General features: G+C 71.3%; 23 protein-coding genes. 16 read left to right on the forward strand and 7 right to left on the reverse strand.

What is annotated here, in order from left to right:
* Both hemG and N864_RS04705 read right to left on the reverse strand, forming a co-directional pair.
* On the reverse strand, positions 1 to 963 hold a 963-nt coding region (hemG, locus tag N864_RS04700; RefSeq protein WP_338033617.1), incomplete at its 3' end, for a protoporphyrinogen oxidase.
* Positions 960 to 2,159: an LOG family protein gene (locus N864_RS04705; RefSeq protein ID WP_162164498.1), complete on the reverse strand. Its 1,200-nt coding sequence runs from the start codon at positions 2,157 to 2,159 to the stop codon at positions 960 to 962. The genes hemG and N864_RS04705, both read right to left, overlap by 4 nt.
* Positions 2,160 to 2,253: 94 nt before the next feature.
* On the opposite strand from N864_RS04705, the gene N864_RS04710 reads away from it, so the two are divergent.
* The 5 genes from N864_RS04710 to N864_RS04730 all read left to right on the forward strand — a co-directional run bounded on the left by N864_RS04710 (position 2,254) and on the right by N864_RS04730 (position 8,175).
* Positions 2,254 to 3,924, forward strand: a complete 1,671-nt coding sequence (locus tag N864_RS04710) for a long-chain fatty acid--CoA ligase (protein WP_034714074.1) — start codon at positions 2,254 to 2,256, stop codon at positions 3,922 to 3,924.
* 42 nt (positions 3,925 to 3,966) lie between these two features.
* Positions 3,967 to 4,902, forward strand: a complete 936-nt coding sequence (locus N864_RS04715; protein WP_034714076.1) for an AEC family transporter — start codon at positions 3,967 to 3,969, stop codon at positions 4,900 to 4,902.
* Between the two features lie 54 nt (positions 4,903 to 4,956).
* Positions 4,957 to 6,420, forward strand: coding sequence for an NAD-dependent succinate-semialdehyde dehydrogenase (locus tag N864_RS04720; protein ID WP_034714078.1), 1,464 nt, complete (start codon positions 4,957 to 4,959; stop codon positions 6,418 to 6,420).
* Between the two features lie 151 nt (positions 6,421 to 6,571).
* Entirely contained in the window at positions 6,572 to 7,543 is a 972-nt protein-coding gene (locus tag N864_RS04725) for a DnaB helicase C-terminal domain-containing protein (protein WP_240474210.1), read from the forward strand.
* A gap of 107 nt (positions 7,544 to 7,650) precedes the next feature.
* Positions 7,651 to 8,175, forward strand: a complete 525-nt coding sequence (locus N864_RS04730) for a pyridoxamine 5'-phosphate oxidase family protein (RefSeq protein WP_034714081.1) — start codon at positions 7,651 to 7,653, stop codon at positions 8,173 to 8,175.
* 3 nt (positions 8,176 to 8,178) lie between these two features.
* On the opposite strand, the gene N864_RS04735 is transcribed toward N864_RS04730, so the two are convergent.
* Together N864_RS04735 and N864_RS04740 are read right to left on the reverse strand one after the other, a co-directional pair.
* Positions 8,179 to 9,534, reverse strand: coding sequence for a glycoside-pentoside-hexuronide (GPH):cation symporter (locus N864_RS04735; RefSeq protein ID WP_034714083.1), 1,356 nt, complete (start codon positions 9,532 to 9,534; stop codon positions 8,179 to 8,181).
* A 7-nt stretch (positions 9,535 to 9,541) separates the two neighbouring features.
* On the reverse strand, positions 9,542 to 10,249 hold the full coding sequence (locus tag N864_RS04740) for a cytidylate kinase-like family protein (protein ID WP_034714085.1): 708 nt from the start codon (positions 10,247 to 10,249) through the stop codon (positions 9,542 to 9,544).
* A gap of 46 nt (positions 10,250 to 10,295) precedes the next feature.
* On the opposite strand from N864_RS04740, the gene dxr reads away from it, so the two are divergent.
* The 4 genes from dxr to N864_RS04760 all read left to right on the forward strand — a co-directional run bounded on the left by dxr (position 10,296) and on the right by N864_RS04760 (position 15,000).
* On the forward strand, positions 10,296 to 11,498 hold the full coding sequence (dxr, locus tag N864_RS04745; RefSeq protein ID WP_034714086.1) for a 1-deoxy-D-xylulose-5-phosphate reductoisomerase: 1,203 nt from the start codon (positions 10,296 to 10,298) through the stop codon (positions 11,496 to 11,498).
* 88 nt (positions 11,499 to 11,586) lie between these two features.
* Positions 11,587 to 12,933 carry a M50 family metallopeptidase gene (locus N864_RS04750; protein WP_034714088.1) on the forward strand — a complete coding sequence of 449 codons (1,347 nt, stop codon included), beginning with the start codon at positions 11,587 to 11,589 and terminating at the stop codon, positions 12,931 to 12,933.
* 226 nt (positions 12,934 to 13,159) lie between these two features.
* Positions 13,160 to 14,320 (forward strand): flavodoxin-dependent (E)-4-hydroxy-3-methylbut-2-enyl-diphosphate synthase, encoded by a 1,161-nt coding sequence (gene ispG / locus N864_RS04755; RefSeq protein ID WP_034714089.1) that lies wholly within the window; start codon positions 13,160 to 13,162, stop codon positions 14,318 to 14,320.
* 8 nt (positions 14,321 to 14,328) lie between these two features.
* Entirely contained in the window at positions 14,329 to 15,000 is a 672-nt protein-coding gene (locus N864_RS04760) for a nucleoside/nucleotide kinase family protein (protein WP_034714091.1), read from the forward strand.
* Here N864_RS04760 and N864_RS04765 read toward each other — a convergent pair.
* Positions 14,997 to 16,166: a hypothetical protein gene (locus N864_RS04765; RefSeq protein WP_034714092.1), complete on the reverse strand. Its 1,170-nt coding sequence runs from the start codon at positions 16,164 to 16,166 to the stop codon at positions 14,997 to 14,999. The two genes, N864_RS04760 and N864_RS04765, sit on opposite strands and share 4 nt — an antisense overlap.
* 147 nt (positions 16,167 to 16,313) lie before the next feature.
* Between N864_RS04765 and N864_RS04770 the strand changes: the two genes are divergently transcribed.
* Positions 16,314 to 17,222, forward strand: a complete 909-nt coding sequence (locus N864_RS04770; RefSeq protein WP_034714094.1) for a ribonuclease Z — start codon at positions 16,314 to 16,316, stop codon at positions 17,220 to 17,222.
* A gap of 104 nt (positions 17,223 to 17,326) precedes the next feature.
* A complete protein-coding gene (locus N864_RS04775) occupies positions 17,327 to 18,151 on the forward strand; it encodes a GNAT family N-acetyltransferase (protein WP_034714096.1) in 825 nt (274 codons plus the stop codon).
* A 72-nt stretch (positions 18,152 to 18,223) separates the two neighbouring features.
* Here the strand turns inward: N864_RS04775 and N864_RS04780 are convergent, their stop codons facing one another.
* On the reverse strand, positions 18,224 to 19,066 hold the full coding sequence (locus tag N864_RS04780; protein WP_034714099.1) for a GNAT family N-acetyltransferase: 843 nt from the start codon (positions 19,064 to 19,066) through the stop codon (positions 18,224 to 18,226).
* A 134-nt stretch (positions 19,067 to 19,200) separates the two neighbouring features.
* Between N864_RS04780 and N864_RS04785 the strand changes: the two genes are divergently transcribed.
* Together N864_RS04785 and N864_RS04790 are read left to right on the forward strand one after the other, a co-directional pair.
* Positions 19,201 to 19,791 carry a carboxymuconolactone decarboxylase family protein gene (locus N864_RS04785; RefSeq protein ID WP_034714100.1) on the forward strand — a complete coding sequence of 197 codons (591 nt, stop codon included), beginning with the start codon at positions 19,201 to 19,203 and terminating at the stop codon, positions 19,789 to 19,791.
* Positions 19,792 to 19,801: 10 nt separating this feature from the next.
* Complete coding sequence (locus N864_RS04790) at positions 19,802 to 20,677, forward strand: RNA polymerase sigma-70 factor (protein ID WP_034714102.1); 876 nt, start codon at positions 19,802 to 19,804, stop codon at positions 20,675 to 20,677.
* Here the strand turns inward: N864_RS04790 and N864_RS04795 are convergent.
* Positions 20,674 to 21,474: a methyltransferase domain-containing protein gene (locus tag N864_RS04795; RefSeq protein WP_034714104.1), complete on the reverse strand. Its 801-nt coding sequence runs from the start codon at positions 21,472 to 21,474 to the stop codon at positions 20,674 to 20,676. The genes N864_RS04790 and N864_RS04795 overlap by 4 nt on opposite strands.
* Before the next feature lie 157 nt (positions 21,475 to 21,631).
* Here N864_RS04795 and N864_RS04800 point away from each other — a divergent pair, with 157 nt between their 5' ends.
* Genes N864_RS04800 through N864_RS04810 form a run of 3 tightly spaced genes read left to right on the forward strand, consistent with a single transcriptional unit; the run spans position 21,632 to position 24,914 of the window.
* On the forward strand, positions 21,632 to 23,398 hold the full coding sequence (locus tag N864_RS04800) for a proline--tRNA ligase (RefSeq protein ID WP_034714105.1): 1,767 nt from the start codon (positions 21,632 to 21,634) through the stop codon (positions 23,396 to 23,398).
* Positions 23,395 to 24,132 carry an HAD family hydrolase gene (locus N864_RS04805; RefSeq protein WP_034714108.1) on the forward strand — a complete coding sequence of 246 codons (738 nt, stop codon included), beginning with the start codon at positions 23,395 to 23,397 and terminating at the stop codon, positions 24,130 to 24,132. Before N864_RS04800 ends, N864_RS04805 begins: the two co-directional genes overlap by 4 nt.
* The gene (locus N864_RS04810) at positions 24,132 to 24,914 is read left to right on the forward strand and encodes a TSUP family transporter (protein ID WP_034714129.1); all 783 of its coding nucleotides are present in this window, start codon (positions 24,132 to 24,134) and stop codon (positions 24,912 to 24,914) included. Before N864_RS04805 ends, N864_RS04810 begins: the two co-directional genes overlap by 1 nt.
* The last annotated feature ends 32 nt before the right edge of the window (positions 24,915 to 24,946 follow it).

Here is a 24,946-nt window from a genome sequence, read left to right on the forward strand (position 1 = left end):
CGCGAGGACCGTCGCGGCGCCCGACGCCGGCAGCGCGAGCACGACGGCGTCGGCCTCGAGCCGGTCGCCGTCGCTGACGTGCAGCTCGTACCGGTCACCGAGCCGCTCGACGGCGAGGACGGCGCGGCCCAGGAGGACCGTCGCGTCGGCATCGTCGAGCAGCCGGTCGGTCAGGACGCGCAGGCCATCGGCGAACGACGCGAAGGCCGGCGCGGGCGCCGGTCCGGTCGTTGGTCCGGTCGCCGGGGCACTGCGGCGACGGAGCAGGATCGAGCGGCGCTCCGAGGCCGGCCCGACCAGCGAGGGTGCACAGGCGCGGAGGCTGAGCTCGTCGATGTCGCCGGCGTGCAGGCTGCCGAGGAGCGGGTCGACGAGGCGGTCGGCCACCTCGCGCCCGAAGCGCGTCTCGAGGAAGGCGCCGACCGACGTGTCGCTCTCCGGAGCCAGAGGGGCGGCGACGTGGGCGGCCAGTGGCTCGAGGCTGGCCCGTCCGAGGCCGCGCAGGGACATCACCCGGCTGCCCAGGACGGGGCGCAGCCGGGTGGGGCCGGCGGGCCCCACCCCCGCGGGCAACGGGCGGAGCCGGTCGGACGTCCAGAGCAACGTCGTGCCGGGTCGCGCTCCGACGACGTCGTGCGTGAGCCCGACCTCGTCGACGAGGCGCCGGGCGGCAGGCGAGGCGAGGTGCAGCGCCTCGGCCCCGACGTCGACGGCATGGCCGGCGAACTCGACGGTGCGGACCTGGCCACCGACCCGCTCCGACGCCTCCACGAGCGTGACCTCGCACCCGGCGTGGGCGAGACGGTGGGCCGCGACGAGGCCGGTGACGCCCGCTCCGACGACGACGACGGTGGGGCGGTGGCGCAGCTGGTGCATGGGCACTCTCCTGGGATGCAGTACTACGCATCGTAGGAGATGGTCGGGGGTGGGTCGTACCCGGCCCCGGCCGGGCAGGTCGGTCAGGTATGCCGCTGAGCCCGCTCAGCGGCATACCTGACCTCGCGCTCGCCCTCCACGGGCGGCAGGAAGCCAGCCTGCGCCCGCGCGCCCGCCACGAGCGGGAGGGCGTCCTCCAGGGCATCGACGAGGTGCAGGGCACCGGCCATCCGGCGCCCCTGGGCGAGCTGCTGCAGGGCCGGCCAGACCGGCACCGTTCCGGTCCAGTGCTCGCGGCCCACCAGCACGAGCGGTGGCAGCTCGACGTCGTCGAGGGCGTAGTACAGCGGCGTCACGGCCTGGAAGATCTCCTGGACGGTTCCCGCCGCGCCGCTCAGCACGACGATGCCGGCCGTGCAGCGCGCGAGCAGGCCGTCCTCCCGCAGGGCGTTCGAGAAGTACTTCGCGACGGCGTCGCAGAACACGTTCGGCGGCTCGTGCCCGTAGAACCAGGTCGGGATCCCGAGCGAGCGGGCCGACGGGCCAAGGGTTTCCGGCCGCGCGTCGAGGGCGTCGTCGTGCTCGAGCAGCTCCCGTCGGATCGCCATCGCGACCCGGGCCCACGGGGTGACGTCGGGACGGAAGCTGGGCACCGCGGCGAGCCGGGGGAGTGCGTCCTCGAGTGCGGCCGGGTCACGGCAGAACGCACCGAGGTTGGCGGCCTCCATCGCGCCGGGCCCTCCGCCGGTGACGACGAGGTGGCCCTGTGCGGCGAGCGCGTGCCCCAGGTGAGCCGCGTCGGCATAGGCGGCGCAGCCTCGGGCGACCGCGTGACCACCCATCACCCCGACGACGGACCGGTCGCCGACGAACTCGTCGAGCCCGTCCGTGACGGAGTCGTCGTGGATCGCCCGGACCAGTGTCGCGAAGGCGTCCGTCGCGACCCTCGTGTCCGTCGACCACTGGTAGGCCCGTGCGTCCGGGGTGCCCCCGTAGCCGTGCTCGCCGAGACCGGCATAGAGGTCCTCGGGGACGTAGAGGCCGCGCCAGGGGTCGATCGGCGCCCCGGCGAGACCGGGGAAGACGACCGCGCCACCGACGAGGAGGATCTCGGCGACGTCGGGAGGGACGACCCCGCCGAGGACGACGAGCCCGGCGAGGCCAGGGTGGCCCGCCAGCCGGGGACCGTAGCCGCTGAGGTCGAGGTTCTGCAGGCGCAGGCCGGACAGGGTCGTCCCGGAGTCGAGGTAGTCGTCGAGCTCGTCGAGGGTCTCGATCTCCATGCCGGACATCCTGCCCCACCGAGCCGCCGCGGCTCGGAGACTCGCGGCCCGCAAAGGGCTGACGCCGGCCGGGGCGGATGGCAGAGTGCCGTGCATGAAGAGCACGATGCAGTCACCACCCCTGCTGATCTCAACCCTGCTGCGCTACGGCACGACGGTCCACGGCGACAGCGAGGTCGTGACCTGGACCGGCGAGGGGTCGCGACGGATCACCTACCGCGAGCTCGGCCACCAGGCCGCCCAGCTGGCCCACGCACTGCGCGGGCTCGGCATCACTGGCGACAAGCGGGTCGGCACGTTCATGTGGAACAACGCGGAGCACCTCGCCGCCTATCTCGCCGTCCCCTCGATGGGCGCAGTCCTGCACGCCCTCAACATCCGGCTCTTCCCCGAGCAGCTCGTCTACGTCACCCGGCACGGCGCCAGCGAGGTGATCATCGTCGACAACACCTTGGCGGCGCCGTTCGCCCAGCTGCTCGAGCACCTGCCCGAGGTGCGTCACGTCATCGTCAACGGCACCGTCGACGAGCAGACCCGGGCCGCTCTCGGCTCACCGGGGCACGTCGAGGGGGTCCACGACTTCGCCGAGCTCATCGCGGGCCAGCCGACCTCGTTCGACTGGCCGGAGGACCTCGACGAGGACGATGCGTCCTCGATGTGCTACACCTCCGGCACGACGGGCAACCCGAAGGGCGTCGCCTACTCGCACCGGGCCAACTACCTGCACTCCATGGCGGTCGCGGCGACGCTCGGGATCACGTCGGGCGACCGGCTGCTCATCGTCGTGCCGCTGTTCCACGCCAACGCCTGGGGCTTCCCGTACTCGGCGATGGTGACCGGCTCGACCCTCGTCATGCCGGACCGCTACCTGCAGGCGGCGCCGCTCGCCGCGATGATCGAGAGCGAGAAGGTGACCGGCGGCGCCGGTGTGCCGACGATCTGGAACGACCTGCTGCACCACCTCGACACCAACGACGTCGACGTCTCGTCGGTGCGGATGCTCATGGTCGGGGGCTCGGCCGCGCCGCTGCCGATGATCCAGGCCTTCGACGAGCGCCACGACATCGACATCATCCACGGCTGGGGCATGACCGAGACGTCCCCGGTCGCCTCGCTCGCGATCCCGCCGGCCGACGTCGAGAAGGGCACCGACGAGTACTGGGCCTACAAGGCGAGCCAGGGCCGCATCCTTTGCGGCCTCGAGGGTCGGATCGTCGGACCCGACGGCGAGATCGCCGAGCCCGACGGACAGACCGTCGGCGAGCTCGAGATCCGGGGTCCGTGGGTCACCGGGGCGTACTACTCCAACGGAACCGAGTCGGAGCAGGACCGCGCCGAGATGGCGATGAAGTTCGACGAGGGCTGGCTGCGCACGGGCGACGTGGGCAAGCTGTCGGCCAACGGCTTCATCACCCTCACCGACCGCGCCAAGGACGTCATCAAGTCGGGCGGCGAGTGGATCAGCTCCGTCGAGCTGGAGAACCTGCTCATGGGCCACCCGGAGGTGCTCGAGGCGTCCGTCGTCGGTGTGCCGGACGAGAAGTGGGGCGAGCGGCCGCTGGCCTCCGTCGTCCTCAAGCCCGACTCGCCGACGACGGCCGCGGACCTGCGGGAGTACCTCGAGGGCAAGGTCGCCCACTGGCAGGTCCCCGAGCGGTGGGCCTTCATCGACGAGGTGCCCAAGACCAGTGTTGGCAAGTTCGACAAGAAGGTGCTGCGCCAGCGCTACGCCGCGGGAGACCTCACCGTCGATACCGTCATGTGACCTTGGGCACCCGAGCGCCGGCCGACCTGATTGGATCGGCCGGTGCTCGGTGTGCTGGAGGGGTTCGCGACGATCGCGATCGTCGTCGCGGTCGGGTGGCTGCTCGCCCACCTGCGCCTCCTCGACGAGTCGGCGCAGAACAACCTGTCGCGGCTCGCCTTCTACGTCGCCTCGCCGGCCCTGCTGCTGCAGGTCATGCAGCGCACGCCCCTCTCGGCGGTGCTGTCTCGCAACCTCGTCACGTCGCTCGTCGCCTTCGCCGCCACGGTCACGATCTATCTGCTCCTCGCCCGGTCGCGCGGGGCGGCCGCACCGCTCGGGTCCCGGCTCATCGGCAGCCTCTCCGCGGCCTACGTCAATGCCGGCAACCTCGGCATCCCGATCGCCCTCTACGTGCTGGGCGACGTCGCGTGGGTGGCTCCGACGCTGCTCATGCAGCTGCTCATCATCACGCCGGTCTACATGGCCCTCTTCGACAGCGACGCCCGGGGCGAGCGGCCCACGGTGCTCCGGAGCATCCGGCGGATGTTCAGCAACCCCATCACGATCGGTGCCCTCGCCGGCCTGCTGATCTCGCTGCTCGACGTGACGCTGCCGCGAGTGATCGGTGGGTCGATCGACCTGCTCGGCAACATGGCCGTCCCGGCCATGCTCGTCGCCTTCGGCATCTCGCTGCGGCGTGGGCCCAGACCGGCGGCGGGGCGCGCGGCGCGGCACGTGTGGACCATCGTCGCGCTGAAGACGCTCGTCATGCCGGCGATCGCGCTCGGCTTCGGCCTGCTGATCGGGATGCGCGGCGCGCCGCTGTTCGCCGTCGTCGTGACCGCGGCGCTCCCCACCGCGCAGAACATCTTCACGTATGCCGTCCGCTACCGCCGCGAGGTCAACCTGGCCCGCGACGCCATCTTCGTCACGACTTTCGTCTCGGTGCCCGTGATCCTCCTGATCGCCGCCGGGTTCCACCTCGCCGGCGTCTGACCCGTTCCGATCTCGTCCCGGCTCGGGGAAGGCGGTCGGGGTTAGGGTCGAGGGATGGCAAGCGTGACAGAGCAGTCAGTGATCGAGTCGGTCCCGACGGGACTGCTCATCGGCGGTGAGTGGCGCGACGCGGACGGTGGTGGCAAGCTCGCCGTCCACGACCCGGCCACGGGCAACGTGCTGACCCACGTCGCGGACGCGACGCCGGGCGACGGCCGGGCAGCCCTCGACGCCGCCGCGGCGGCGCAGGCCGACTGGGCCCGGACGCCACCGCGCGAGCGGGGGGAGCTGCTCCGGGCGGCATACGAGCAGATCACCCGGCGGGCCGACGAGTTCGCGCTCCTGATGACCCTCGAGATGGGCAAGACGATCGCGGAGTCGAAGGGCGAGGTGACCTATGGCGCCGAGTTCTTCCGGTGGTTCTCCGAGGAGGCGGTGCGCATCGCGGGGCGGTGGTCGACCGCGCCCAACGGCACCACGCGCCTGCTGACGATGAAACAGCCGGTCGGCCCGACCCTGATGATCACCCCCTGGAACTTCCCGCTCGCCATGGGCACCCGCAAGATCGGCCCGGCCATCGCCGCGGGCTGCACCATGGTCGTCAAGCCGGCCAGCCAGACCCCACTCACGATGCTCGCCCTGGCGCAGCTGCTCCAGGACTGCGGCCTGCCCCCGGGCGTGCTCAACGTCGTGACGACCAGCGACAGCGGTGGCGTCATGGAGCCGCTCATCCGCGACCCCCGGCTGCGCAAGCTGACCTTCACCGGCTCGACCCCCGTGGGCCGGGCACTCATGGAGCAGGCGAGCGAGCAGATCCTGCGGGTGTCCATGGAACTCGGTGGCAACGCCCCGTTCCTCGTCTTCGCCGATGCCGACCTCGACAAGGCCGTCGAGGGGGCGATGCTGGCCAAGATGCGCAACATCGGTGAGGCGTGCACCGCCGCCAACCGGTTCTACGTGCACGAGTCGGTCGCCGAGCAGTTCACCGAGCGGCTGGCGTCGCGCATGGGCACGCTGAGGCTCGGCCGGGGCACCGAGGACGGGGTGGACGTCGGTCCCCTCATCGACGAGAAGTCGCGCGACAAGGTCGCCGCCCTGCTCGACGACGCCGTCACGAAGGGGGCGCGGGTCGTCACCGGTGGCCAACCCGTCGACGGGCCGGGGTGGTTCTTCCAGCCGACCGTGCTGGCCGACGTGACCGCGGACGCCGACGTCAACCGTGAGGAGATCTTCGGACCGGTTGCGCCCGTGCGCACGTTCGGCACCGACGAGGACGCCGTGCGGATGGCCAACGACACCGAGTACGGTCTCGTCGCCTACGTGTTCACCCGAGACCTGGCCCGCGCCATCACCGTGAGCGAGGCCCTCGAGTACGGCATGGTCGGGGTCAACCAGGGCATCGTCTCGAACCCGTCCGCCCCGTTCGGCGGGGTCAAGGCGTCCGGCGTCGGTCGGGAGGGCGGCGCCGAGGGGATCGACGAGTACCTCGAGACGAAGTACGTCGGCATCGCGCTCTGACCGCCGCCACCGGATCTCGAGGTGCGAACCCTCCGGTCCTGTGGGACGATCCGCGCGGATCTCGGCAAAGCGGCATCTCGTTCCGATGCCCTGTGGTCAAATCGGTCACATGGGGAAAAGGGGATCTGGGGTGGGGGCTGCGCCGCGTTCGGTGGCGACGCTGCTGGAGCAGACCGACATGCTGCTGCGCAGGGGTGAACGGGCCGGGGCCACGGTGTGGTCCACGGGCTTCCCCCTGCTCGACGAGGCGCTGGGCGGGGGGCTGCGCTCCGGCGAGCTCGCCCTGCTCGGTGGCCCCCAGGGGAACGGCAAGACGATGATGGGGCTGCAGTTCGTGCGCAACGTCGTGCGTGCTGGCCGCACCGGGATCATCTTCTCGTACGAGCACCAGGCGAACACGCTGATGGAGCGGCTGATCTCGCTCGAGGCGGCCGAGTCGGACTCCGGCTCGGCGGCGTCAGTGCTCGAGGTCCGCCGTGGCCTCGAGACGGGCACCGCCGGCGGCTCGCTCGAGGAGCTGCTGGCGTCCATGCGTGGGGGCGCTGCGGCCTATGCGGCGCTGCGGTCGTATGGCGACCGGCTGCACATTCACGAGTCGTCGGGCGCCTCGACGACGCTGAACGAGCTGCGGGCCGTCATCACGGACGTGCACGACCGGACGGGACAGGTGCCGTTCGTCCTCGTCGACTACCTCCAGAAGATCCCGGTGGACGGGGCGAGCGAGGACGAACGCATCACCGGTGCGGTCGAGGGCGTCAAGGACCTTGCCCTCGACCTCGGGGTGCCGGTCGTCGCGGTGTCAGCCGCCGACAAGGCGAGCCTCGCGGCGGGTCGCCGGATGCGGACACACGACCTGCGCGGGGCCTCGGCGCTGGCCTTCGAGGCGGACGTCGTCATGATCCTCAGCGACAAGATCGACGTCGTCTCGCGCGACCACCTCGTCTACGACCTCGCGAACATCCAGCGCTTCCGCGAGTGGTCGGTGCTGACCCTTGAGAAGAACCGTCACGGCCGCGGGGACGTCGAGCTCGAGTTCGGCAAGGACTTCGAGCACGGGCGGTTCATCACCGAGGGCCGTGAGGTCCGCGAGCGCCTCATCGACGAGCGGATCGTCGTCTCCTAGCGCGGCACTGCAGGCGTGCCCACGGCCCGGTCGCTCGGCGCGAAACGCTCAGGACACGAAAGGCTCAGGGCACGCGTGCCGTCGGTGGCTGCCGCTACCGTCGAACCATGCGTGAGACACCAGAGGAGATCGCCGCCCTGCAGGCGCTGCTCGACGCCTCCCGCGGCCGGGCGACCGGGCACCTGCGGTCCATCATCAGCGACGAGCGCACGCTCTCGGCCGCCGAGCTGGTGCAGCTCCTGACCGGAATGAAGGTCCTCACCGTCGCCACCGTGACCGCCCGGGGGGAGCCACGCATCAGCGCTCTGGACGGTCACTTCCTGCACGGCACGTGGACCTTCGGCACCGACGGGGGCTCGGCCAAGGCGAGGCACCTCGCGCGGCGCCCCGCGGTCAGCGTGGCGCATGTCGACGGTGAGGAGCTCGCGCTCTTCAGCCACGGCACTGCGGAGCTGTTGCCCCCGGGCCCGGAGCGGGACGAGGTGGACGCGCACTGGACCGCCCACTACGGCAGCAGCCCGTTCAGCTGGGGTGACGACATCCGGTTGTACCGCCTCCGCATGACCTGGGCCGTGGCCTATGCGTTCCAGCGCGAGGAGCTGCTCCAATCACGAGGGGTCACGGAGCCCTGACGGTCAGCTCTCGCGCTCCTCGACGCCGGCCCGGGCATGCCGCTCCGCGAGCTCCGCGACGAGGGTGCGAAACACCTTCTCGGACAAGGGATAGACGAGCATGACCACGCCGGCGGCGATGGCGAGCACGGCCGGGATGGCCCCTGCTGCGACCCTGATGGCGGTGAGCGCGGACTGCGGCTGGCTGCCGGAGGCCGCGACGTAGCCGCCGAGCGACAGGGCGAAGGCGGCCGCCCAGCCGCCGACTCCTTGGCCCGCCTTGCGGGTGAAGGAGAGCAATGCGTAGTTGCTCGCCTCGGCGCGCAGTCCGCTCCTCCACTCGCCGTAGTCCACGGTGTCGGCCTGGAAGGCGAAGATGAGGGTGTTGACCGTGCCCGTGCCGAGGCCCAGCACCCCGTAGGCGATGATCGACAGCGCCGTCCAGCCGGTCGGGGCGAAGGCGACCCCGGCGCCGCCCACCACGACGACGAGCGCCGCGACGAGGTAGGTGTTCCGCTTGCCCATGGATCCCGCCAGGCTCGGGACGAGCATCGCCGCGCCCACCATGGCGAGGGTCTGGATGAGCGTGAGGACGATGTAGAGGTCCGCGCTCCCGAGGATGTCGCGGGCGTAGAACACCGCGACGGTCTGCAGCGAGAACATGCCGGTGAGGAAGAGCAGCGTCGCCAGGCACAGCAGCAGCAGTGGCCGGTTCTGCCTCAGCATCGAGACGGTCTGGCCGATGGACACCTTCGCGGCGCGGACCTGGATGTTCTCGTGGGCCGTCGAGAAGCAGAAGAGATAGCTGAGGTAGCCGATCACCGCGAAGCCGATGGTCGTCAGGGTCAGGGTCCGCTGCAGGTTGCTCGCCGCGGAGATCTGGGGCGAGACCACGACCGCGATGGCGAGGATGGTGAGGGAGGCGCCGATGGAGCGGGAGCTCGACAGCTTGGCCCGTTCGTCGGGGCTCTGCGTCATGGCGGCCGCGAGCGAGCCGTAGGGGATGTTGACGAAGCTGTACGCGAGTGAGAAGAGCAGGTAGCTGACGAACGCCCAGACGGTCCGTAGCCCCGGAGACAGTCCCGAGGGGATGGAGAAGAGCAGGACGAGCAGGACGAGCAGGGGGATGGCCCCGAAGGCGATGAAGGGCCGGAAGCGTCCCCATCGTGTCGAGGTGAGGTCCACCGTGCGGCCCGCCACCAGGTCCGTCACGCCGCCCCACACGCGCGCGACGAGGAACAGGATGCCTGCCGTGGCTGCCGAGATGCCCGCGACGTCGGTGTAGTAGATGAGGAGGAAGGCAGCCACCATCGAGAACGTCAGGTTGTTGCCGACGTCCCCGAACGCGTAGCCGACGTACTCGACCCTGCGCAGCGCCATGGTCGCCTCACCTGTCCTCGGTGGCCCGGGCGAGCCGGTAGCGGCTGCCCCGGACGATGAGGTCGGCGGACGCCTCGTCGTCGATCTCGCTCGTGTCGATGACGAGGTGGTAACCGGCCGGGTCCGAGCCGTCGATACCGTAGACGCGCCGGACGAACTTGACCCGCGCGTCGTCCTCGTAGCGCTGCCGCCGCTCGGCCGTCGCGCGGTCGATACCGTCGAGGTGCATCCGGCGCAGCAGGCGCTGCTCCAGGGGGGCGCGGAGCAGGACGTGCAGCGCCCACGGGTACCTGCTCAGCACGACGTTCCCGCCTCGACCGATGACGACGCCGCCCTCGAGCGCGATGCGGGCGAGCGTCTGCTCGATGCCGGAGCGCACCCGCCGCGTCTGCAGGTCCACCATCTCCGGTGACCCGGACTCGGCACCCGAGACGAGGGAGCTCTGGCCGAGCCGGGAGAAGAACCGGTCCGACAGCGTGCGCGGCGCGTCGTCCACGTCGTCCACCACCTCTGCTGGCAGGCCGGTGTGCCGCTCCACCTCCTCCGGCATGTTCCGGTCGTGGAAGGGGACGCCGAGCACGTCGGCGACGAGCGGCCCGATCGAGCTGCCGCCGGCGCCGTAGAGGGCCGCGATCGTGACGATCGGTCGTCGAGGCGTTGCGCCGCTGTCGTCGGGCGGCAGCCCGGGGGAGCCGGGCGCGACCGTGGGGTCCATCTCCCCATGGAAGCAGCAACAGTGGGGGTTGGGGGAGAATGCGCGGGTGACTGACGCGACCGCCCGGCCCCGACGGGTCATCCTGCTCGGCTCGACCGGCTCGATCGGCACCCAGGCCGTCGACGTCATCCGCCGCAACCCGGACCGGTTCGAGGTCCTGGGGCTGTCCGCCGGCGGCAACCTCGGGCTGGTGGCCCGGCAGGCGGTCGAGCTGCGCGCCCCGGTGGTGGCGGCCGCCGAGGCAACCGACGAGCAGCTCGCCCGAGCGATCGCGAGCGCTGCCGACCAAGCCGGCTCAGCGGCATACGACCCCGAGCTGATCACCGGACCCCACGCGAGCACCGCGCTCGCCGGCCGACCAGCGGACGTGGTCCTCAACGGCATCACCGGCGCCATCGCGCTCGAGCCGACGCTCGCGGCCCTGCGGGCCGGCACGACGCTCGCCCTGGCCAACAAGGAGTCGCTCATCATCGGCGGCCCGCTCGTGAAGGCGCTCGCCACACCCGGGCAGCTCGTGCCCGTCGACTCCGAGCACTCCGCGATCGCGCAGTGTCTCCGCAGCGGCTCCGCGGGGGAGGTGCGGCGCCTCGTCGTGACCGCGAGCGGTGGCCCCTTCCGGGGTCGCCCCCGCGCCGACCTCGCGGACGTCACCCCGGCGCAGGCCCTGGCCCACCCGAACTTCTCGATGGGTCGGGTCATCACGACGAACTCGGCGACCCTTGTCAACAAGGGCCTCGAGGTCATCGAGGCGCACCTGCTCTTCGACATCCCCTTCGACCGCATCGAGGTGGTCGTCCACCCACAGCAGCTGATCCACTCGATGGTCGAGTTCGTCGACGGATCGACGATCGCGCAGGCCGGGCCGCCGCGGATGCTCGTGCCGATCGCGCTCGGCCTGACCTGGCCGGAACGGATCCCCGACGTCGACGTGCCGGTCGACTGGACGAAGGCCCAGACGTGGGAGTTCGAGCCGCTCGACGACGAGGCGTTCCCGGCGGTCGCGCTGGCGCGGCGGGTGGGGGAGGCGGGCGGCACGTGGCCGGCCGTCTACAACGCGGCCAACGAGGTCTGCGTCGACGCCTTCCACGAGGGACGGATCGGCTTCCTCGGCATCGTCGACACCGTCGCGCAGGTCGTCGACGCGTATGCCGCTGAGCCGGCTTCCCGCGTCAGGGACCTCACGCTCGACGACGTGCTCGCCGCCGACGCGTGGGCGCGGGCCGCAGCCCGGGCTCGGGTGGCCGCCTGACGTCCGGTTCGAGGTATTCACAGGTCACCCATAGCCGGCGATTACCTCGAACCCGGTCCCTGCCCGGCATGGATGTGACAATGGAGGGGTGTTGTTCTTCCTCGGTGTCCTCGTCGTCGCGGCTGGCGTAGCGCTGTCGATCGCCCTGCACGAGATCGGACACCTCGTCCCGGCGAAGAAGTTCGGCGTCAAGGTGACGCAATACATGGTGGGCTTCGGGCCGACCGTGTGGTCCCGACGCAAGGGCGAGACCGAGTACGGCATCAAGGCCATCCCGCTGGGCGGGTACGTCCGGATGATCGGGATGCTGCCGCCCCGCCCCGGCGACGAGCCCGGGCAGCTGCGCCGGGTCTCGACCGGGCGGTTCAGCCAGATGGCCGACCAGGCTCGGGCCGACTCCATGGAGGAGGTCAGGCCCGGCGACGAGGACCGCGTCTTCTACAAGCTGGCGCCCTGGAAGAAGATCGTCGTCATGATGGGCGGGCCCCTCATGAACCTGCTCATCGCGGCGGTCCTGCTCACCGGCGTCATCACCCTCTACGGGCTGCCCCAGATCGCGCCGAAGGTCGGGGCGCTCTCGACCTGCGTGCCGACCGCGGCCCCCACCCTGCAGGTGCCGCAGCCGAAGTGCCAGCCCGGTGACCCGCAGGCCCCCAGCGTCCAGGGAGGGCTCAAGGTCGGTGACCGGTTCCTCTCGGTCAACGGCCAGCCGGTCACGAGCTGGGACCAGGTCTCGGCCGCCATCCGCGACAGCCACGGTGCGCCGCTCACCTTCGTCGTCGAGCGTGACGGCGCCAAGCAGACGCTCGTCGTCCACCCGGCCGTGCTCGACCGGGCCAGCTACGACGCGCAGGGCAACGCGGTGACCAAGGACGGCCGGCTCGTGCTCGAGTCGATGGGCTTCCTCGGCGTGGTGCCCGGCCAGGAGCTCGTCAAGACGCCGATCGCGCAGGCCCCGAAGTTCGTCTGGGACCAGACCGTCAACACCGCGGGGGTCCTGGTGAAGATCCCCCAGAAGATGGCCGGCATCGTCCAGGCGGCCTTCGGCTCCGGCGCGCGTGACCCCAATGGGCCGATCTCGGTCGTCGGCGTCGGCCGGATCGGCGGCGAGGTGGCCGCGATGGACATCCCGGCCAACGAGGGCGGCAACTGGCTCAAGCTCGCCCAGCTCGTCCTGCTGATCGCTTCGCTCAACCTGGCCCTGTTCGTCTTCAACCTGATCCCGCTCCTGCCGCTGGACGGCGGCCACGTTGCGGGCGCGCTGTGGGAGTGGGTCAAGAAGGGCTGGGCCCGGGTGCGGCACCTGCCGGACCCCGGCTTCGTCGACGTCGCGAAGGGCCTGCCGATCGCCTACGGCATGTCGGTCGTGCTGATCGGCATGTCCGTCCTGCTCATCTACGCCGACATCGTCAAGCCGATCTCGTTGTTCGGCTGACGCCAAGGGCCGAGGACCCGAGCGAGGTACGAGGGAGGCCCGGAGGCCCGGTTCGGCGTCGGCCGTGGTGGGTTCGGCTGACGCCAAGGGCCGAGGACCCGAGGGAGGAACGAGGGAGGCCCGGAGGCCCGGTTCGGCGTCGGCCGTGGTGGGTTCGGCTGACGCCAAGGGCCGGCCTTGAGGTGCCGTGGACGGGGCTGCCCGAAGCGGAAGCGATAATGGACCCATGACGGTTTCTCTCGGCATGCCCTCGGCTCCTCAGCCGGTCCTGGCCCCGCGCCGCAAGACCCGACAGATCCGGGTCGGCAAGGTGGGGGTCGGGAGCGACTTCCCGATCTCGGTCCAGTCCATGACGACGACGCCCACGACGGACATCAACGCCACGCTGCAGCAGATCGCCGAGCTGACCGCCTCGGGCTGCGACATCGTGCGGGTCGCCTGCCCGAGCCAGGACGACGCCGACGCGCTGCCGGCCATCGCGCGCAAGAGCCAGATCCCCGTCATCGCCGACATCCACTTCCAGCCGAAGTACGTCTTCGCCGCGATCGACGCCGGCTGTGCCGCGGTCCGCGTCAACCCGGGCAACATCCGCCAGTTCGACGACAAGGTCAAGGAGATCGCGCGGGCCGCCAAGGACGCCGGCGTCTCGATCCGGATCGGCGTCAACGCCGGCTCGCTCGACAAGCGGCTCCTCGCGAAGTACGGGAAGGCGACCCCGGAGGCGCTCGTCGAGTCGGCCGTCTGGGAGGCGAGCCTGTTCGAGGAGCACGACTTCCACGACTTCAAGATCTCGGTCAAGCACAACGACCCCGTCACGATGGTGCGTGCCTACGAGCTGCTCGCCGAGCGGGGCGACTGGCCCCTGCACCTCGGCGTGACCGAGGCGGGTCCGGCCTTCCAGGGGACGATCAAGTCGGCGACCGCATTCGGGGCGCTGCTCTCGCGCGGCATCGGTGACACGATCCGGGTCTCCCTCTCGGCGCCGCCGGTCGAGGAGGTCAAGGTCGGCAACCAGATCCTGATGTCCCTGGGCCTGCGCCCACGCAAGCTCGAGATCGTCTCGTGCCCCTCGTGCGGACGCGCGCAGGTCGACGTCTACACCCTCGCTGAGCAGGTCACGGCCGGCCTCGAGGGCCTCACGGTGCCGCTTCGGGTCGCCGTCATGGGCTGCGTCGTCAACGGCCCGGGGGAGGCGCGCGAGGCCGACCTCGGGGTCGCCTCCGGCAACGGCAAGGGCCAGATCTTCGTCAAGGGCGAGGTCATCAAGACGGTCCCCGAGAGCCAGATCGTCGAGACGCTCATCGAGGAGGCGATGCGCATCGCCGAGGAGATGGGTGAGCCGGTCGACGAGGACGCGGCCGGGTCGCCGAGCGTCACGGTCGGCTGACTCCCAGCGTGGTCGGCGTCCGCTCAGAGGAGCGGTATGCCGCTGTGCTCGCCCTCGCTGACCGCATCCGGACGCTCCGGCCCGGCGAGCGCGTCGCCGTTGCGGTCGACGGTGTCGACGGCGCCGGCAAGACGGTGCTCGCGGACGAGCTCGCCGAGGCCGTGGGGCCGGGCCGCCACGTGGTGCGGGTCTCGATCGACGGGTTCCACCGGCCCCGGACGGAGCGCTACCACAACGGCACGGGCCCGGAGTCGTTCTACCGGGACTCCTACGACTACGCGGCGTTCGCGGCAGCGGTCCTCGACCCGTTCCGCAGCGGCAGGCCGATCACGCCCGCCGTCAACGACGTGGACCGCGACGTGCGGATCGACGTGCCGGCCGTGGCTGTGGCGTACGACACCGTGCTGCTGGTCGACGGCATCTTCCTGCACCGACCGGAGCTGCGCGACGCCTGGGACGCCACCGTCTTCGTGGACGTCCCGTTCGAGGTCTCCGTGCCGCGGGGCAACGCCCGGTTCGCGGGCAATCACGATCCCGACCCGGAGGGCGTGGACAACCACCGCTACGTCGGTGGACAACGTCTCTACTTCGCCGAGGCGGACCCTCGGTCCTGCGCCACGTGGGTCCTCGACAACACGGACCTCGACCGACCGCGGCTGCTGCCCGGGACCTTCGTCTAGGGCACGAGCTGGCCGAGAAGCCGCTCGGCGTAGACCTCGGCGAGGACGGCGAGGAAGAAGCCGATGCCGGGGACGGCCAGCGCCGTCACCGCGTGACTGCCGGCCTCAGAGCTGCGGGGTGTCAGCGGTGCGTCTCGGACGGCGTCGTAGACCGCCATGACCGCGCGCAGCTGCCCGGTCTGCGCCGGCGTGAGGTCGCCCACGCGCACCCCGAGGTCGTCGACCTGGTGCTGCAGCTGCTCGAGGGTCCGCTGCTGGTGGCGCCGGACGATGGTGCGCACGCTGGCGCGGACACTGACGTAGGACAGGATCGTCACGAGGTAGCCGGAGAGGGTCATCGCGCCGACGAGGGCGATGAGGAAGGTCGAGGACCCGGGCGCCACGAGCAGCGCGACCGGCAGCATGCTGAACACGACACTGACGCCGCCGACGATCGCCACCGTCCCCCAGGCATGGAGCATCAGGGGAATGGCGGGCGTGTCCGCGGGACTGAGCCACCACAGTCGGTGCGGGTACTGCGACTCGCGGCGGAGGAACAGGGTCGTGATGAGGAACCCGAAGAACACCTGTTCGCTGAACTCGTACAGGACCAGCATGAGCATGGCGACGCTGCCGACATGCAGGGAGGTCAGTCCCTCGGGGGCCACCGCCATGCCGACGGCGAGCACCGGCAGTGTCAGCGCCGCACTGACCGCGACCCTGACCGACAGGCGCAACCAGCGCCGCGGCAGCTGCGTGAGCAGCAGGACGTCGCCCTCGCGTTCGAGCCGGCCGGTGAGGGCCAGGAAGTCGTCGAGCCGGGACGTGTGCGGGTAGCCGCTGGCGAGGGTGACGACCTGGTCGGCAGCGAAGAAGACGGCCACGAGGCACCAGCTCCACAGCGGCGCGTCGTGCCACGCGCCGGCGGCCGTCGTGACGAGGACCGGCAGCGCGAGACGCACGGCGACCGCGAGCAGCCCGACCCCTGCGAACCGGCGGGTGCTGGGTCGCTCTGCCGGGCGGCCGGTGACGAGCTCGACCAGTCTGGGAACCAGGAGCGTGTGCGCGACCTCGTCGATCGCGACGCGCAGGTCTGCGAGGCTCGTCGCCAAGGTGCCGTCGCCCACCTGCGCCGTCGTCCGGTCATCGGTGCCGCTGCCACTGCTGGTGTCGATGTCAGTTGCCATGGCCGTCGCCCCCGTCCCGCTGCCTCCGGTGCGATCGTGCGACGTCACCGGGCCCGCCTCAAGGGCCCAACGTCCCCCGAAGGGGCGGAGCCCGGGCAGACGTCGTTAGGGTGGCCGGGCGGTGAGGGAACTGCGCAGGAGGTGGCCATGCGGGAGCTCGTCGTCCTCGGCACCGCCTCCCAGGTGCCGACCCGGACGCGGAACCACAACGGCTACCTGCTGCTCTGGGACGGTGAGGGCCTGCTCTTCGACCCGGGGGAGGGCACCCAGCGGCAGATGATCCTGGCTGGGGTGTCGGCCAGCCAGGTCACCCGGATCTGCCTGACCCACGTCCACGGCGACCACTGCTACGGGCTGCCCGGTGTGCTCTCGCGGATGGCCCTCGACGGTGCCGAGCACCGGGTCGAGCTGCACTACCCCGCCTCCGGCGACGGGGTCGTGCGGGCGCTCGTGTCGCTCGCCACCGGCGTGCTCGACCTGCACCTGCGGCCGCACGGCTCGGCGGGCGAGGTCGCTCCTGGCCTGTCGGTCCAGCCGCTGCGGCACCGCGTGGAGTGCTACGGCTACCGGCTCGTCGAGCCAGATGGGCGCACCATGCTCCCGGAGCGGCTCGCGGCGGCTGGCGTCTTCGGTCCTGAGGTCGGGCGGCTACAGCGGGAGGGACGCCTCGGTCAGGTTCGGGTCGAGGAGGTCAGCGTCGTCCGGCCGGGCCAGAAGTTCGCGTTCGTCATGGACACCGCGCCATGTGCCGGTGCCGAGGAACTGGCCGACGGCGCGGACCTCCTCGTCGCCGAGTGCACCTTCGCCGACGAGGAGAGCGAGCTGGCCGCGGCATACCTGCATCTCACAGCGGGGCAGGCGGGCCAGCTCGCCGCGCGCGCCGGAGCACGGCGGCTGCTCCTGACCCACTTCTCGTCGCGCTACCCGGACCTCGACCCGCTGCGCCGCCAGGCGCTGGAGCGCGCCGGTGGGGCGGAGGTGCTGGCAGCGGTGGACCTCGAGCGCATCCCGCTGCGGCGTCGGCGCAGGACCGCGCAGGGGCGCCCAGCCCGCTGATCGGATGGCGAGCGCGTGTCCGAAGGGTGAATGGTGACGCGCGCCGAGGTGACAGGGTGCGGTTCGGGCGGCAGGCTGTGGATGTGCTCCGCCAACGTGTGCCCGTGCGACCGCTCGGGCTCGCCGACCTGGATGCGGCGATGGAGGTCTGCGCGCGGGACCGCGCCGCGGGCGTCTTCGTCGCCGCCCGCATCGCGGAGGGCGCCCTACGGCGGCACCCCGGCTCGCTCCTCGGCCACTACCGCGACGGGTACCTCGACGGTCTGGCCTGGGTCTCGGCCAACATCGTGCCGGTGGGGCTCGACCCGGACGGCGCGGCGGCACTCGCGACCCGGATCGGCAAGATGCGGCGCCTCTGCGCCTCGATCTTCGGCCCCAGCGAGGAGGTCGCGGCCCTCTGGGCGCAACTGGCCCCGACGTGGGGGCCGGTCCGGGCGATCCGCGACTCGCAGCCGCTGCTGACCACCTCGACCCGTCCGTCGGTGCTGCAGGTCGCGCTCGACGAGCGGGTGCGGCCCGCTCGCCCCGACGAGGTCGACATCGTCCTGCCCGCAGCGGCCAACATGTTCACCGAGGAGATCGGCTACCCGCCCTACTTCGGCTCGGACCGGGGCTACCGCTCCGGCATCGCGGCCCTGATCCGCCAGGGACACACGTTCGTGCGTGTCGAGAACGGCGAGGTCGTCTTCAAGGCCGACGTCGGGTCGCTCGCGCTCGGCTGCGCGCAGATCCAAGGTGTCTGGGTCCACCCGGCCCTGCGCGGCCAAGGGCTCGCCGTGCCTGCCATGGCGGCCGTCGTCGAGCAGGTCCTCGACGGCCTCGCCGACGAGGTCTCGCTCTACGTCAACGACTACAACGCCCCGGCCCGGGCCACCTACGCCCGCTGTGGTTTCGAGCAGGTCGGTGAGTTCCGCACCATCCTGCTGTGACCCGGTTCACGGCATCGTCCGACACCCTCACGGGAGCAGCCCGACGCGGCAGAGCAGACCCTCGCCCGTCGGTCAGCCGAAGGCGAGCGTGACGCTGTCGCCGATCCGGCGGTAGCCGAGCGCCCGGTAGATCCCGTTGCTCGTGGGGTTCCCGAGGTCCGTGTAGAGCATGCACGCCTCGCCGTCCGCCATCCGCTCATCGCTGAGCGCGGCCACGACCGCGGAGGCGTAGCCGTGGGCGCGCTGCTCCGGCGGCGTCCACACCCCGGACACGCGGGTGACCCCACCGGCGGGCACCGAGGCGTAGGCCATTGAGACCGGCTCGCCGGACTTGTCCTCCCACAGCCCCAGACGGCCCGCCTCGATGTGGCCCATCGTCGAGACGGGGCTGCCGGCGGTCGCGACGGCATGGTGGAAGTCGCGGGCCCACCCGTCGGTCAGGTCCACATCGCTGGGTCTGGCACGGCGGTAGCGGCCGGGTACGGCGAAGGGCAGCGTCGGGCGACGGGGCAGGTCGTAGACGCCGAGCTCCATCACGGTCCGAACCGTGGAGGCCGAGGTGGTCCACTCCGCGGCGAAGGCCTCCGCCGGCGCTCGGACACCGCCGACCCCTGGGAGCGCGTCCCCTTGGGAGGCCAGCACGGTCGCGAGGTCACGGGCCTGCTCCGGTGTGGCGAGCCCGATGTGCAGCGGATGTGGGGGAGTGTGCATGAAGGCCGCCACGACGGCCGCCTCCTTGTCCCGTGCCACCCACCAGCGAGGGCTGTCGTACCGGGTCGGGTCGGCGATGAGTGCCTTGATGTTGCTCGCGATGACGCTGAGCCACAACGGTTCCCGTGCTATGAGCGGCGCGACCCAGTCGCGGGCCTGCGCCGGGCTGGTGGTGCACGCGAAGGTCACGGTGGTGAGCGGCATACGGTCCAATCTCCCAGCCGCCGACGGTCATCGTCACCTCGATTGTCCGCGGCGTCGCGCGTCGGGTGTCACAGAAGCTCCCGCGCCGGTGTCTTCATGTCGACCGACACCAGAACAGGAAAGCTGGAGGAGACATGGGTGACACGACGAGGATCCCGACCGCTGACGTCACGGGCATCTATGGCGCGCTGGTGAGGCTGGGCGCCCGACGCATGTTGGGGAAGGTACCCGACTCCGTAGGCGTGATGTGGCACCACCGTCGGGTGATGCTCGACCTCATGTCGATCGGACGCAAGTCGGAGAAGTGGGACGCCCTCGACGCGAGCCTGGCCTCGTTCGCGACGATGGCGGCGGCCGCGGCGATCGGGTGCAGCTTCTGCCTCGACCTGCACTACTTCATGGCCCACAACCATGGCCTCGACGAGGCGAAGGCGCGCGAGGTGCCGCGGTGGCGCGAGTCGGACGTGTTCACGCCGGTCGAGCGACGCGTCATGGAGTATGCCGAGGCGATGTGCGAGACGCCGGTCGCCGTGACGGATGAGCTCTCCGACGCGCTGCTCGCTGACCTCGGCCCTGCCGGGCTCCTCGAGCTCAGCGCACGGGTCGGCCTCATGAACGCGACCGCCCGCTCGAACATCGCGTTGGGCATCCGCTCGGAGCACTTCTCGGACGCCTGCGGCCTGCCGCCGTTGGCGTCGCCGTCCCCGGTGCGCAACGCCTCATAGGGTGAGCGCCATGGAGGTCGACCCCTTCGTCACCCACCGCAGCCTGCTCTTCACGGTCGCCTACGAGATGCTCGGCTCGGCTGCCGACGCCGAGGACGTGGTGCAGGAGTCCTGGCTGCGGTGGGCCGGCGCCGACCAGGCCGAGGTGCGTGACGCACGTGCCTACCTCGTGCGGATCGTGACGAGGCAGGCGCTGAATCACCTGCGGACCGTGTCCCGCCGACGCGAGGATTACCCCGGCGAGTGGCTGCCGGAGCCGCTGCTCACGAGCCCGGACGTCGCGGAGGATGTCGAGCTCGCCGAGAGCCTGTCGATGGCCACGCTGACCGTGCTCGAGACCCTCGGGCCGACCGAGCGCGCGGTCTTCGTGCTGCGCGAGGTCTTCGACGTCCCCTATCCGGAGATCGCGGAGGCGGTCGGCAAGCCCGCGGCCACGGTCCGGCAGATCGCCCACCGGGCCAAGCAGCACGTCGCCGCCCGCCGGCCGCGCGTGGAGGTCGACCGGACCGAGCAGGAGCAGGTGCTCGAGCGGTTCCTCCGTGCCGTCAACACCGGCGACCTCCAGGGCCTCATGGACGTCCTCGCGCCGGACGTCGTCGCGGTCGCGGATGGTGGTGGAAAGGTGCGCGGGGCCGCGAGGCGCCCCGTGGTCGGTGCGGCCAAGCTCGCCGCCTACGTGCTCGGTGGCTTCGAGAGGCTCGGCGTGCGGCCGGTGGTCAGCGCCGCCTGGGTCAACGGCGCCCTCGGCGCGCTCGTGGAGGTGGACGGGGCGCTCATCGCCGCCCTCGGCATCGACATCGAGGGCGGGCGGATCGCGCGGATCTACTCGGTGGCCAACCCGGACAAGCTGGCGCGGCTGGACTCAGCGGCAGCGCTCTCGCGCTAGAGCCGGGCGATGAGCTCGCCGTGTGTCATCACGAACCACGCGTCGGGGTGGCGCGACCACTCGAGCCACGCCCCGCTGATCCAGTCGAGCTCCTGCTGGGTCGCCAGGCCCTTGTTGAGAGCCTGCGTCGCATAGCTCGACTCCAGCACTCGACGAGCCCAGGTCCTTCCCCACCACGAGCACTGCTCCGGAGTGCTGTAGCCCCAGATCGAGGCGGTCGGCTGAAGGTCCGTCAGGCCCGCGAGGTGTGCCCAGGCGGTGAGGCGACGACCGGCATGGGGCTCCGCCGCGTTGGCTCGTGCCGCGCCGACGTAGACCTCCATCCATCGGGTCATCCCCGGAAGCTCGGGATACCAGGTCATCGAGCCGTAGTCCGCGTCCCGGACCGCGATGATTCCACCCGGTCGGGTGACCCGCGCCATCTCGCGCAGGGCCGCGACCGGATCTGAGAGGTGCTGCAGCACCTGGTGGGCGTGGACGACGTCGAACTGTCCTGCATCAAAAGGAAGCTCGTGGACATCGGCAACCTCGAACCGTGTCGCCGTGTCCCCGCGGTCACGTGCGTGCCTGCGCGCGGACTCGAGGGGTGCCTCCACCGCATCGACGCCGATGACCGTTCCAGCGCCCACCGCCTCGGCGAGGTCGAGCGTGATGGTCCCCGGACCGCAGCCGACGTCGAGGAGGTCGTCGCCGTTACGCAGGTGGGGGAGCAGGTAGGCCGCGGAGTCGGCTGCCGTGCGCACACCGTGGGAGGCAAGAACACTCGGCTGGTGACCGTGGAGATAGACGTCGCCCATGTGCGGAGGCTAGGCCGACGGCCGGCCTGGCGTCGGGTGTGACCACGGGCTGCGCGGAGGCGCCGCAACGGGAGGGACGGTGAAACGGGAGCGAAGTGAGCGGCATACGGAAGATATCCTTCGGTGGTTCCGCCCCCTGCCGCTTGAAGGAGTCCCGGTGGCCCTGCACATGTCGTCCCTGTTCCTACGCACCCTGCGCGAGGATCCGGCGGACGCCGAGGTCCCGAGCCACCGGCTCCTCGTCCGCGCCGGCTACGTCCGGCGGGTCAGCCCGGGCATCTACGCCTGGCTGCCGCTCGGGCTGCGCGTGCTGCGCAACGTCGAGCGAGTCGTCCGCGAGGAGATGGACGCCATCGGCGCCCAGGAGCTGATCTTCCCGGCGCTGCTGCCGCGGGAGCCGTACGAGGCGACGAACCGGTGGACCGAGTACGGCGACAACCTGTTCCGCCTCAAGGACCGCAAGGGCGCCGACTACCTGCTCGGCCCCACCCACGAGGAGCTGTTCACCCTCACGGTCAAGGACCTCTTCAGCTCCTACAAGGACCTGCCGGTCAGCCTCTACCAGATCCAGACGAAGTACCGCGACGAGGCGCGACCCCGGGCCGGGGTGCTGCGCGGCCGCGAGTTCGTCATGAAGGACTCCTACAGCTTCGACATCCACGAGGCCGGGCTCGAGAAGAGCTACCAGGCGCACCGCGACGCCTACGTGCGGATCTTCGACCGGCTCGGCTTCGACTATGTCATCGTCCAGGCGATGTCCGGCGCGATGGGCGGCTCGCGCAGCGAGGAGTTCCTCGCGACCGCCGAGGTCGGCGAGGACACCTACGTGCGCTGCACGAGCTGCGAGTATGCCGCGAACGTCGAGGCCGTCCGCGTGCCGGCCCCCGCACCTGTGCCGCTCGAGGACGCCCCCGCCGCGCATGTCGAGGACACCCCCGACACCCCCACCATCGAGACCCTCGTCGACGACCTCAACGACCGCTTCCCGCGGGGCGACCGGCCGTGGACGGCGGCCGACACCCTCAAGAACGTCGTCGTCATGCTCGTCCACCCGGACGGCACCCGCGAGCCCCTCGCGATCGGCGTCCCGGGTGACCGCGAGGTCGACGAGAAGCGGCTCGAGGCGCAGGTGTCTCCGGCCGAGGTGGCCGCCTTCGAGGCCGCCGACTTCCAGGCGCACCCGGGGCTGGTCAAGGGCTACATCGGCCCCGGCGCGCTCGGGCTCGAGGGGACGACAGGCATCCGCTACCTGCTCGACCCGCGCGTCGCCGAGGGCACCCGCTGGGTCACCGGGGCCAACGAGCCCGGACGCCACGTCGTCGACCTCGTCGCGGGGCGTGACTTCGCCGCCGACGGGACGATCGAGGCGGCCGAGGTGCGGGCCGGTGACCCCTGCCCCGCGTGTGACGGCGTCCTGGAGAGCGCTCGCGGCATCGAGATGGGCCACGTCTTCCAGCTCGGCACCAAGTACGCCGAGGCGCTCGACCTGAAGGTCCTCGACCAGAACGGCAAGCTCGTCACGGTCACGATGGGCTCCTACGGCGTCGGCGTCTCGCGCGCGGTCGCCTGCGTCGTGGAGGGCAACCACGACGGGGCTGGCATCATCTGGCCCCGCGAGCTCGCACCTGCGGACGTGCACGTCGTCGCGGCCGGCAAGGACGAGCAGGTCCTCGCCGCCGCCGAGCAACTCGCCGCCGACCTCGAGGTGCGGGGCCTGACCTGCATCGTCGACGACCGCAAGGGGGTCAGCCCGGGCGTGAAGTTCAAGGACTCCGAGCTCGTCGGTGTCCCGACCATCCTCGTCGTGGGCAAGGGGCTCGCCAGCGGTGTCGTGGAGATCAAGGACCGGCGCACCGGTGAGCGCCGTGAGGTGCCGGTCGAGGGAGCGGTCGCCGAGGTCCTGGCCGAGGTCGGCCGCGCGTGACCGACGGTGCCGGCGCGCCGGTGCGCGCCGTCATCTTCGACTGGGGCGGCACGATCACGCCGTGGCACGAGGTCGACCTGCGCGCGCAGTGGACCGCGTTCGCCGACGGCGTCGGGACGCTCGCGTGTGCCCGTGACGACCTGGCCGCGAGGCTGTATGCCGCTGAGGACGTGGCGTGGCAGCGTGGCCGCTCGCACGGCGGGAGCGCCCGGCTGCACGAGATCCTCGAGTCCTGCGGGCTCGCGGCCGGCCACGCGCTGACGGAGGCCGGCACCGCGGCATACCGCGCCTTCTGGGAGCCGCACACCCTGACCCACCCCGCGGTCGCGCCGCTGTGGGGGCAGCTGCGAGCCGCCGGACTGCGGATCGGGGTGCTGTCCAACACGATCTGGGACCGCGACTACCACCGGTCGGTGTTCGAGCGGGACGGCGTGCTCCACCTCATCGACGCGGACGTGTACTCGAGCGAGACCCCGTGGGTGAAGCCGCAGGCGGAGATCTTCCGGCACGCGGCCGAGACGATCGGGGTCGCGCCGGAGGAGTGCGTCTACGTGGGGGACCGGTCCTACGAGGACGTGCACGGTCCTCAGCAGGTCGGCATGCGCGCCATCTGGATCCCGCACTCGCGGATCCCGGTCGAGCAGCAGGTCTCGCACGAGGCGACACCCGACGCGGTCGCGCACGAGCTCAGCGACATCGCGGGCATCGTCGCCGCGTGGAACGCCGCCCGGTGATGGCTGACCCCACCGTCACGACGCTGCTGTTCCTCGCGCTCGCAGCCTTCGCGGCCGGTTGGATCGACGCCGTCGTCGGCGGCGGCGGGCTCATCCAGCTGCCCGCGCTGCTCATCGGCCTGCCCGGCGCGAGCCCGGCACAGCTGCTCGCGACGAACAAGTTCGGCTCGATCTTCGGCACGGCGACGAGCTCGGTCACGTACTACCGCCGGGTGCAGCCTGACCTGCGCACGGCGCTGCCGATGGCCGCCGTGGCGTACGCCGGGTCCATCGGAGGTGCGCTGATCGGCCTGCACATCCCGAAGTCGATGTTCAACCCGATCATCCTCGTGCTGCTCGTCGTCGTCGGCACCTACACGCTGCTCAAGCCCGACCTCGGGCGCGAGTCCATCCGCCGCTTCCACGGGCCGAGGCACACCGTCCTCGCGATGGCGACCGGCTTCGTCATCGGCGTCTACGACGGCGCGCTCGGGCCGGGGACCGGCTCGTTCCTCGTCTTCGCCCTCGTCGGGCTGCTCGGCTATGCCTTCCTCCAGGCGAGCGCGACGGCGAAGATCGCGAACTTCGCGACGAACCTCGGCGCGCTGACCCTCTTCGCCCCGATGGGCCTGGTCATGGTCAAGGTCGGCCTGGTCATCGCGGCGGCAAACCTGCTCGGTGGCTACACCGGTGCGCGGACCGCCGTGGCGAAGGGGAGCGGATTCGTCCGTGCCGTCTTCGTCCTGATCGTGACGGCGTTCGTCGTCAAGATCTCGGGAAGCCTCGTCGGCTGGTGGGCCTGACGTCCGGCCGCGTTCCAAGCCAGGTCGGAACC

Source organism: Intrasporangium chromatireducens Q5-1 (assembly GCF_000576575.1).
GTDB lineage: Bacteria > Actinomycetota > Actinomycetes > Actinomycetales > Dermatophilaceae > Intrasporangium_A > Intrasporangium_A chromatireducens.

What these genes read in the sequence shown, in the direction of transcription:
- N864_RS04780 (WP_034714099.1), bottom strand. Translation starts at nt 19,066, where the DNA reads ATGCCGCTCACCACCGTGACCTTCGCGTGCACCACCAGCCCGGCGCAG.
- N864_RS04770 (WP_034714094.1), top strand. Translation starts at nt 16,314, where the DNA reads ATGCGGGAGCTCGTCGTCCTCGGCACCGCCTCCCAGGTGCCGACCCGG.
- N864_RS04705 (WP_162164498.1), bottom strand. Translation starts at nt 2,159, where the DNA reads ATGGAGATCGAGACCCTCGACGAGCTCGACGACTACCTCGACTCCGGG.
- N864_RS04720 (WP_034714078.1), top strand. Translation starts at nt 4,957, where the DNA reads ATGGCAAGCGTGACAGAGCAGTCAGTGATCGAGTCGGTCCCGACGGGA.
- N864_RS04810 (WP_034714129.1), top strand. Translation starts at nt 24,132, where the DNA reads ATGGCTGACCCCACCGTCACGACGCTGCTGTTCCTCGCGCTCGCAGCC.
- N864_RS04790 (WP_034714102.1), top strand. Translation starts at nt 19,802, where the DNA reads ATGGAGGTCGACCCCTTCGTCACCCACCGCAGCCTGCTCTTCACGGTC.
- N864_RS04740 (WP_034714085.1), bottom strand. Translation starts at nt 10,249, where the DNA reads ATGGACCCCACGGTCGCGCCCGGCTCCCCCGGGCTGCCGCCCGACGAC.
- N864_RS04710 (WP_034714074.1), top strand. Translation starts at nt 2,254, where the DNA reads ATGAAGAGCACGATGCAGTCACCACCCCTGCTGATCTCAACCCTGCTG.
- N864_RS04765 (WP_034714092.1), bottom strand. Translation starts at nt 16,166, where the DNA reads ATGGCAACTGACATCGACACCAGCAGTGGCAGCGGCACCGATGACCGG.
- N864_RS04785 (WP_034714100.1), top strand. Translation starts at nt 19,201, where the DNA reads ATGGGTGACACGACGAGGATCCCGACCGCTGACGTCACGGGCATCTAT.
- N864_RS04735 (WP_034714083.1), bottom strand. Translation starts at nt 9,534, where the DNA reads ATGGCGCTGCGCAGGGTCGAGTACGTCGGCTACGCGTTCGGGGACGTC.
- N864_RS04730 (WP_034714081.1), top strand. Translation starts at nt 7,651, where the DNA reads ATGCGTGAGACACCAGAGGAGATCGCCGCCCTGCAGGCGCTGCTCGAC.
- ispG (WP_034714089.1), top strand. Translation starts at nt 13,160, where the DNA reads ATGACGGTTTCTCTCGGCATGCCCTCGGCTCCTCAGCCGGTCCTGGCC.
- N864_RS04795 (WP_034714104.1), bottom strand. Translation starts at nt 21,474, where the DNA reads ATGGGCGACGTCTATCTCCACGGTCACCAGCCGAGTGTTCTTGCCTCC.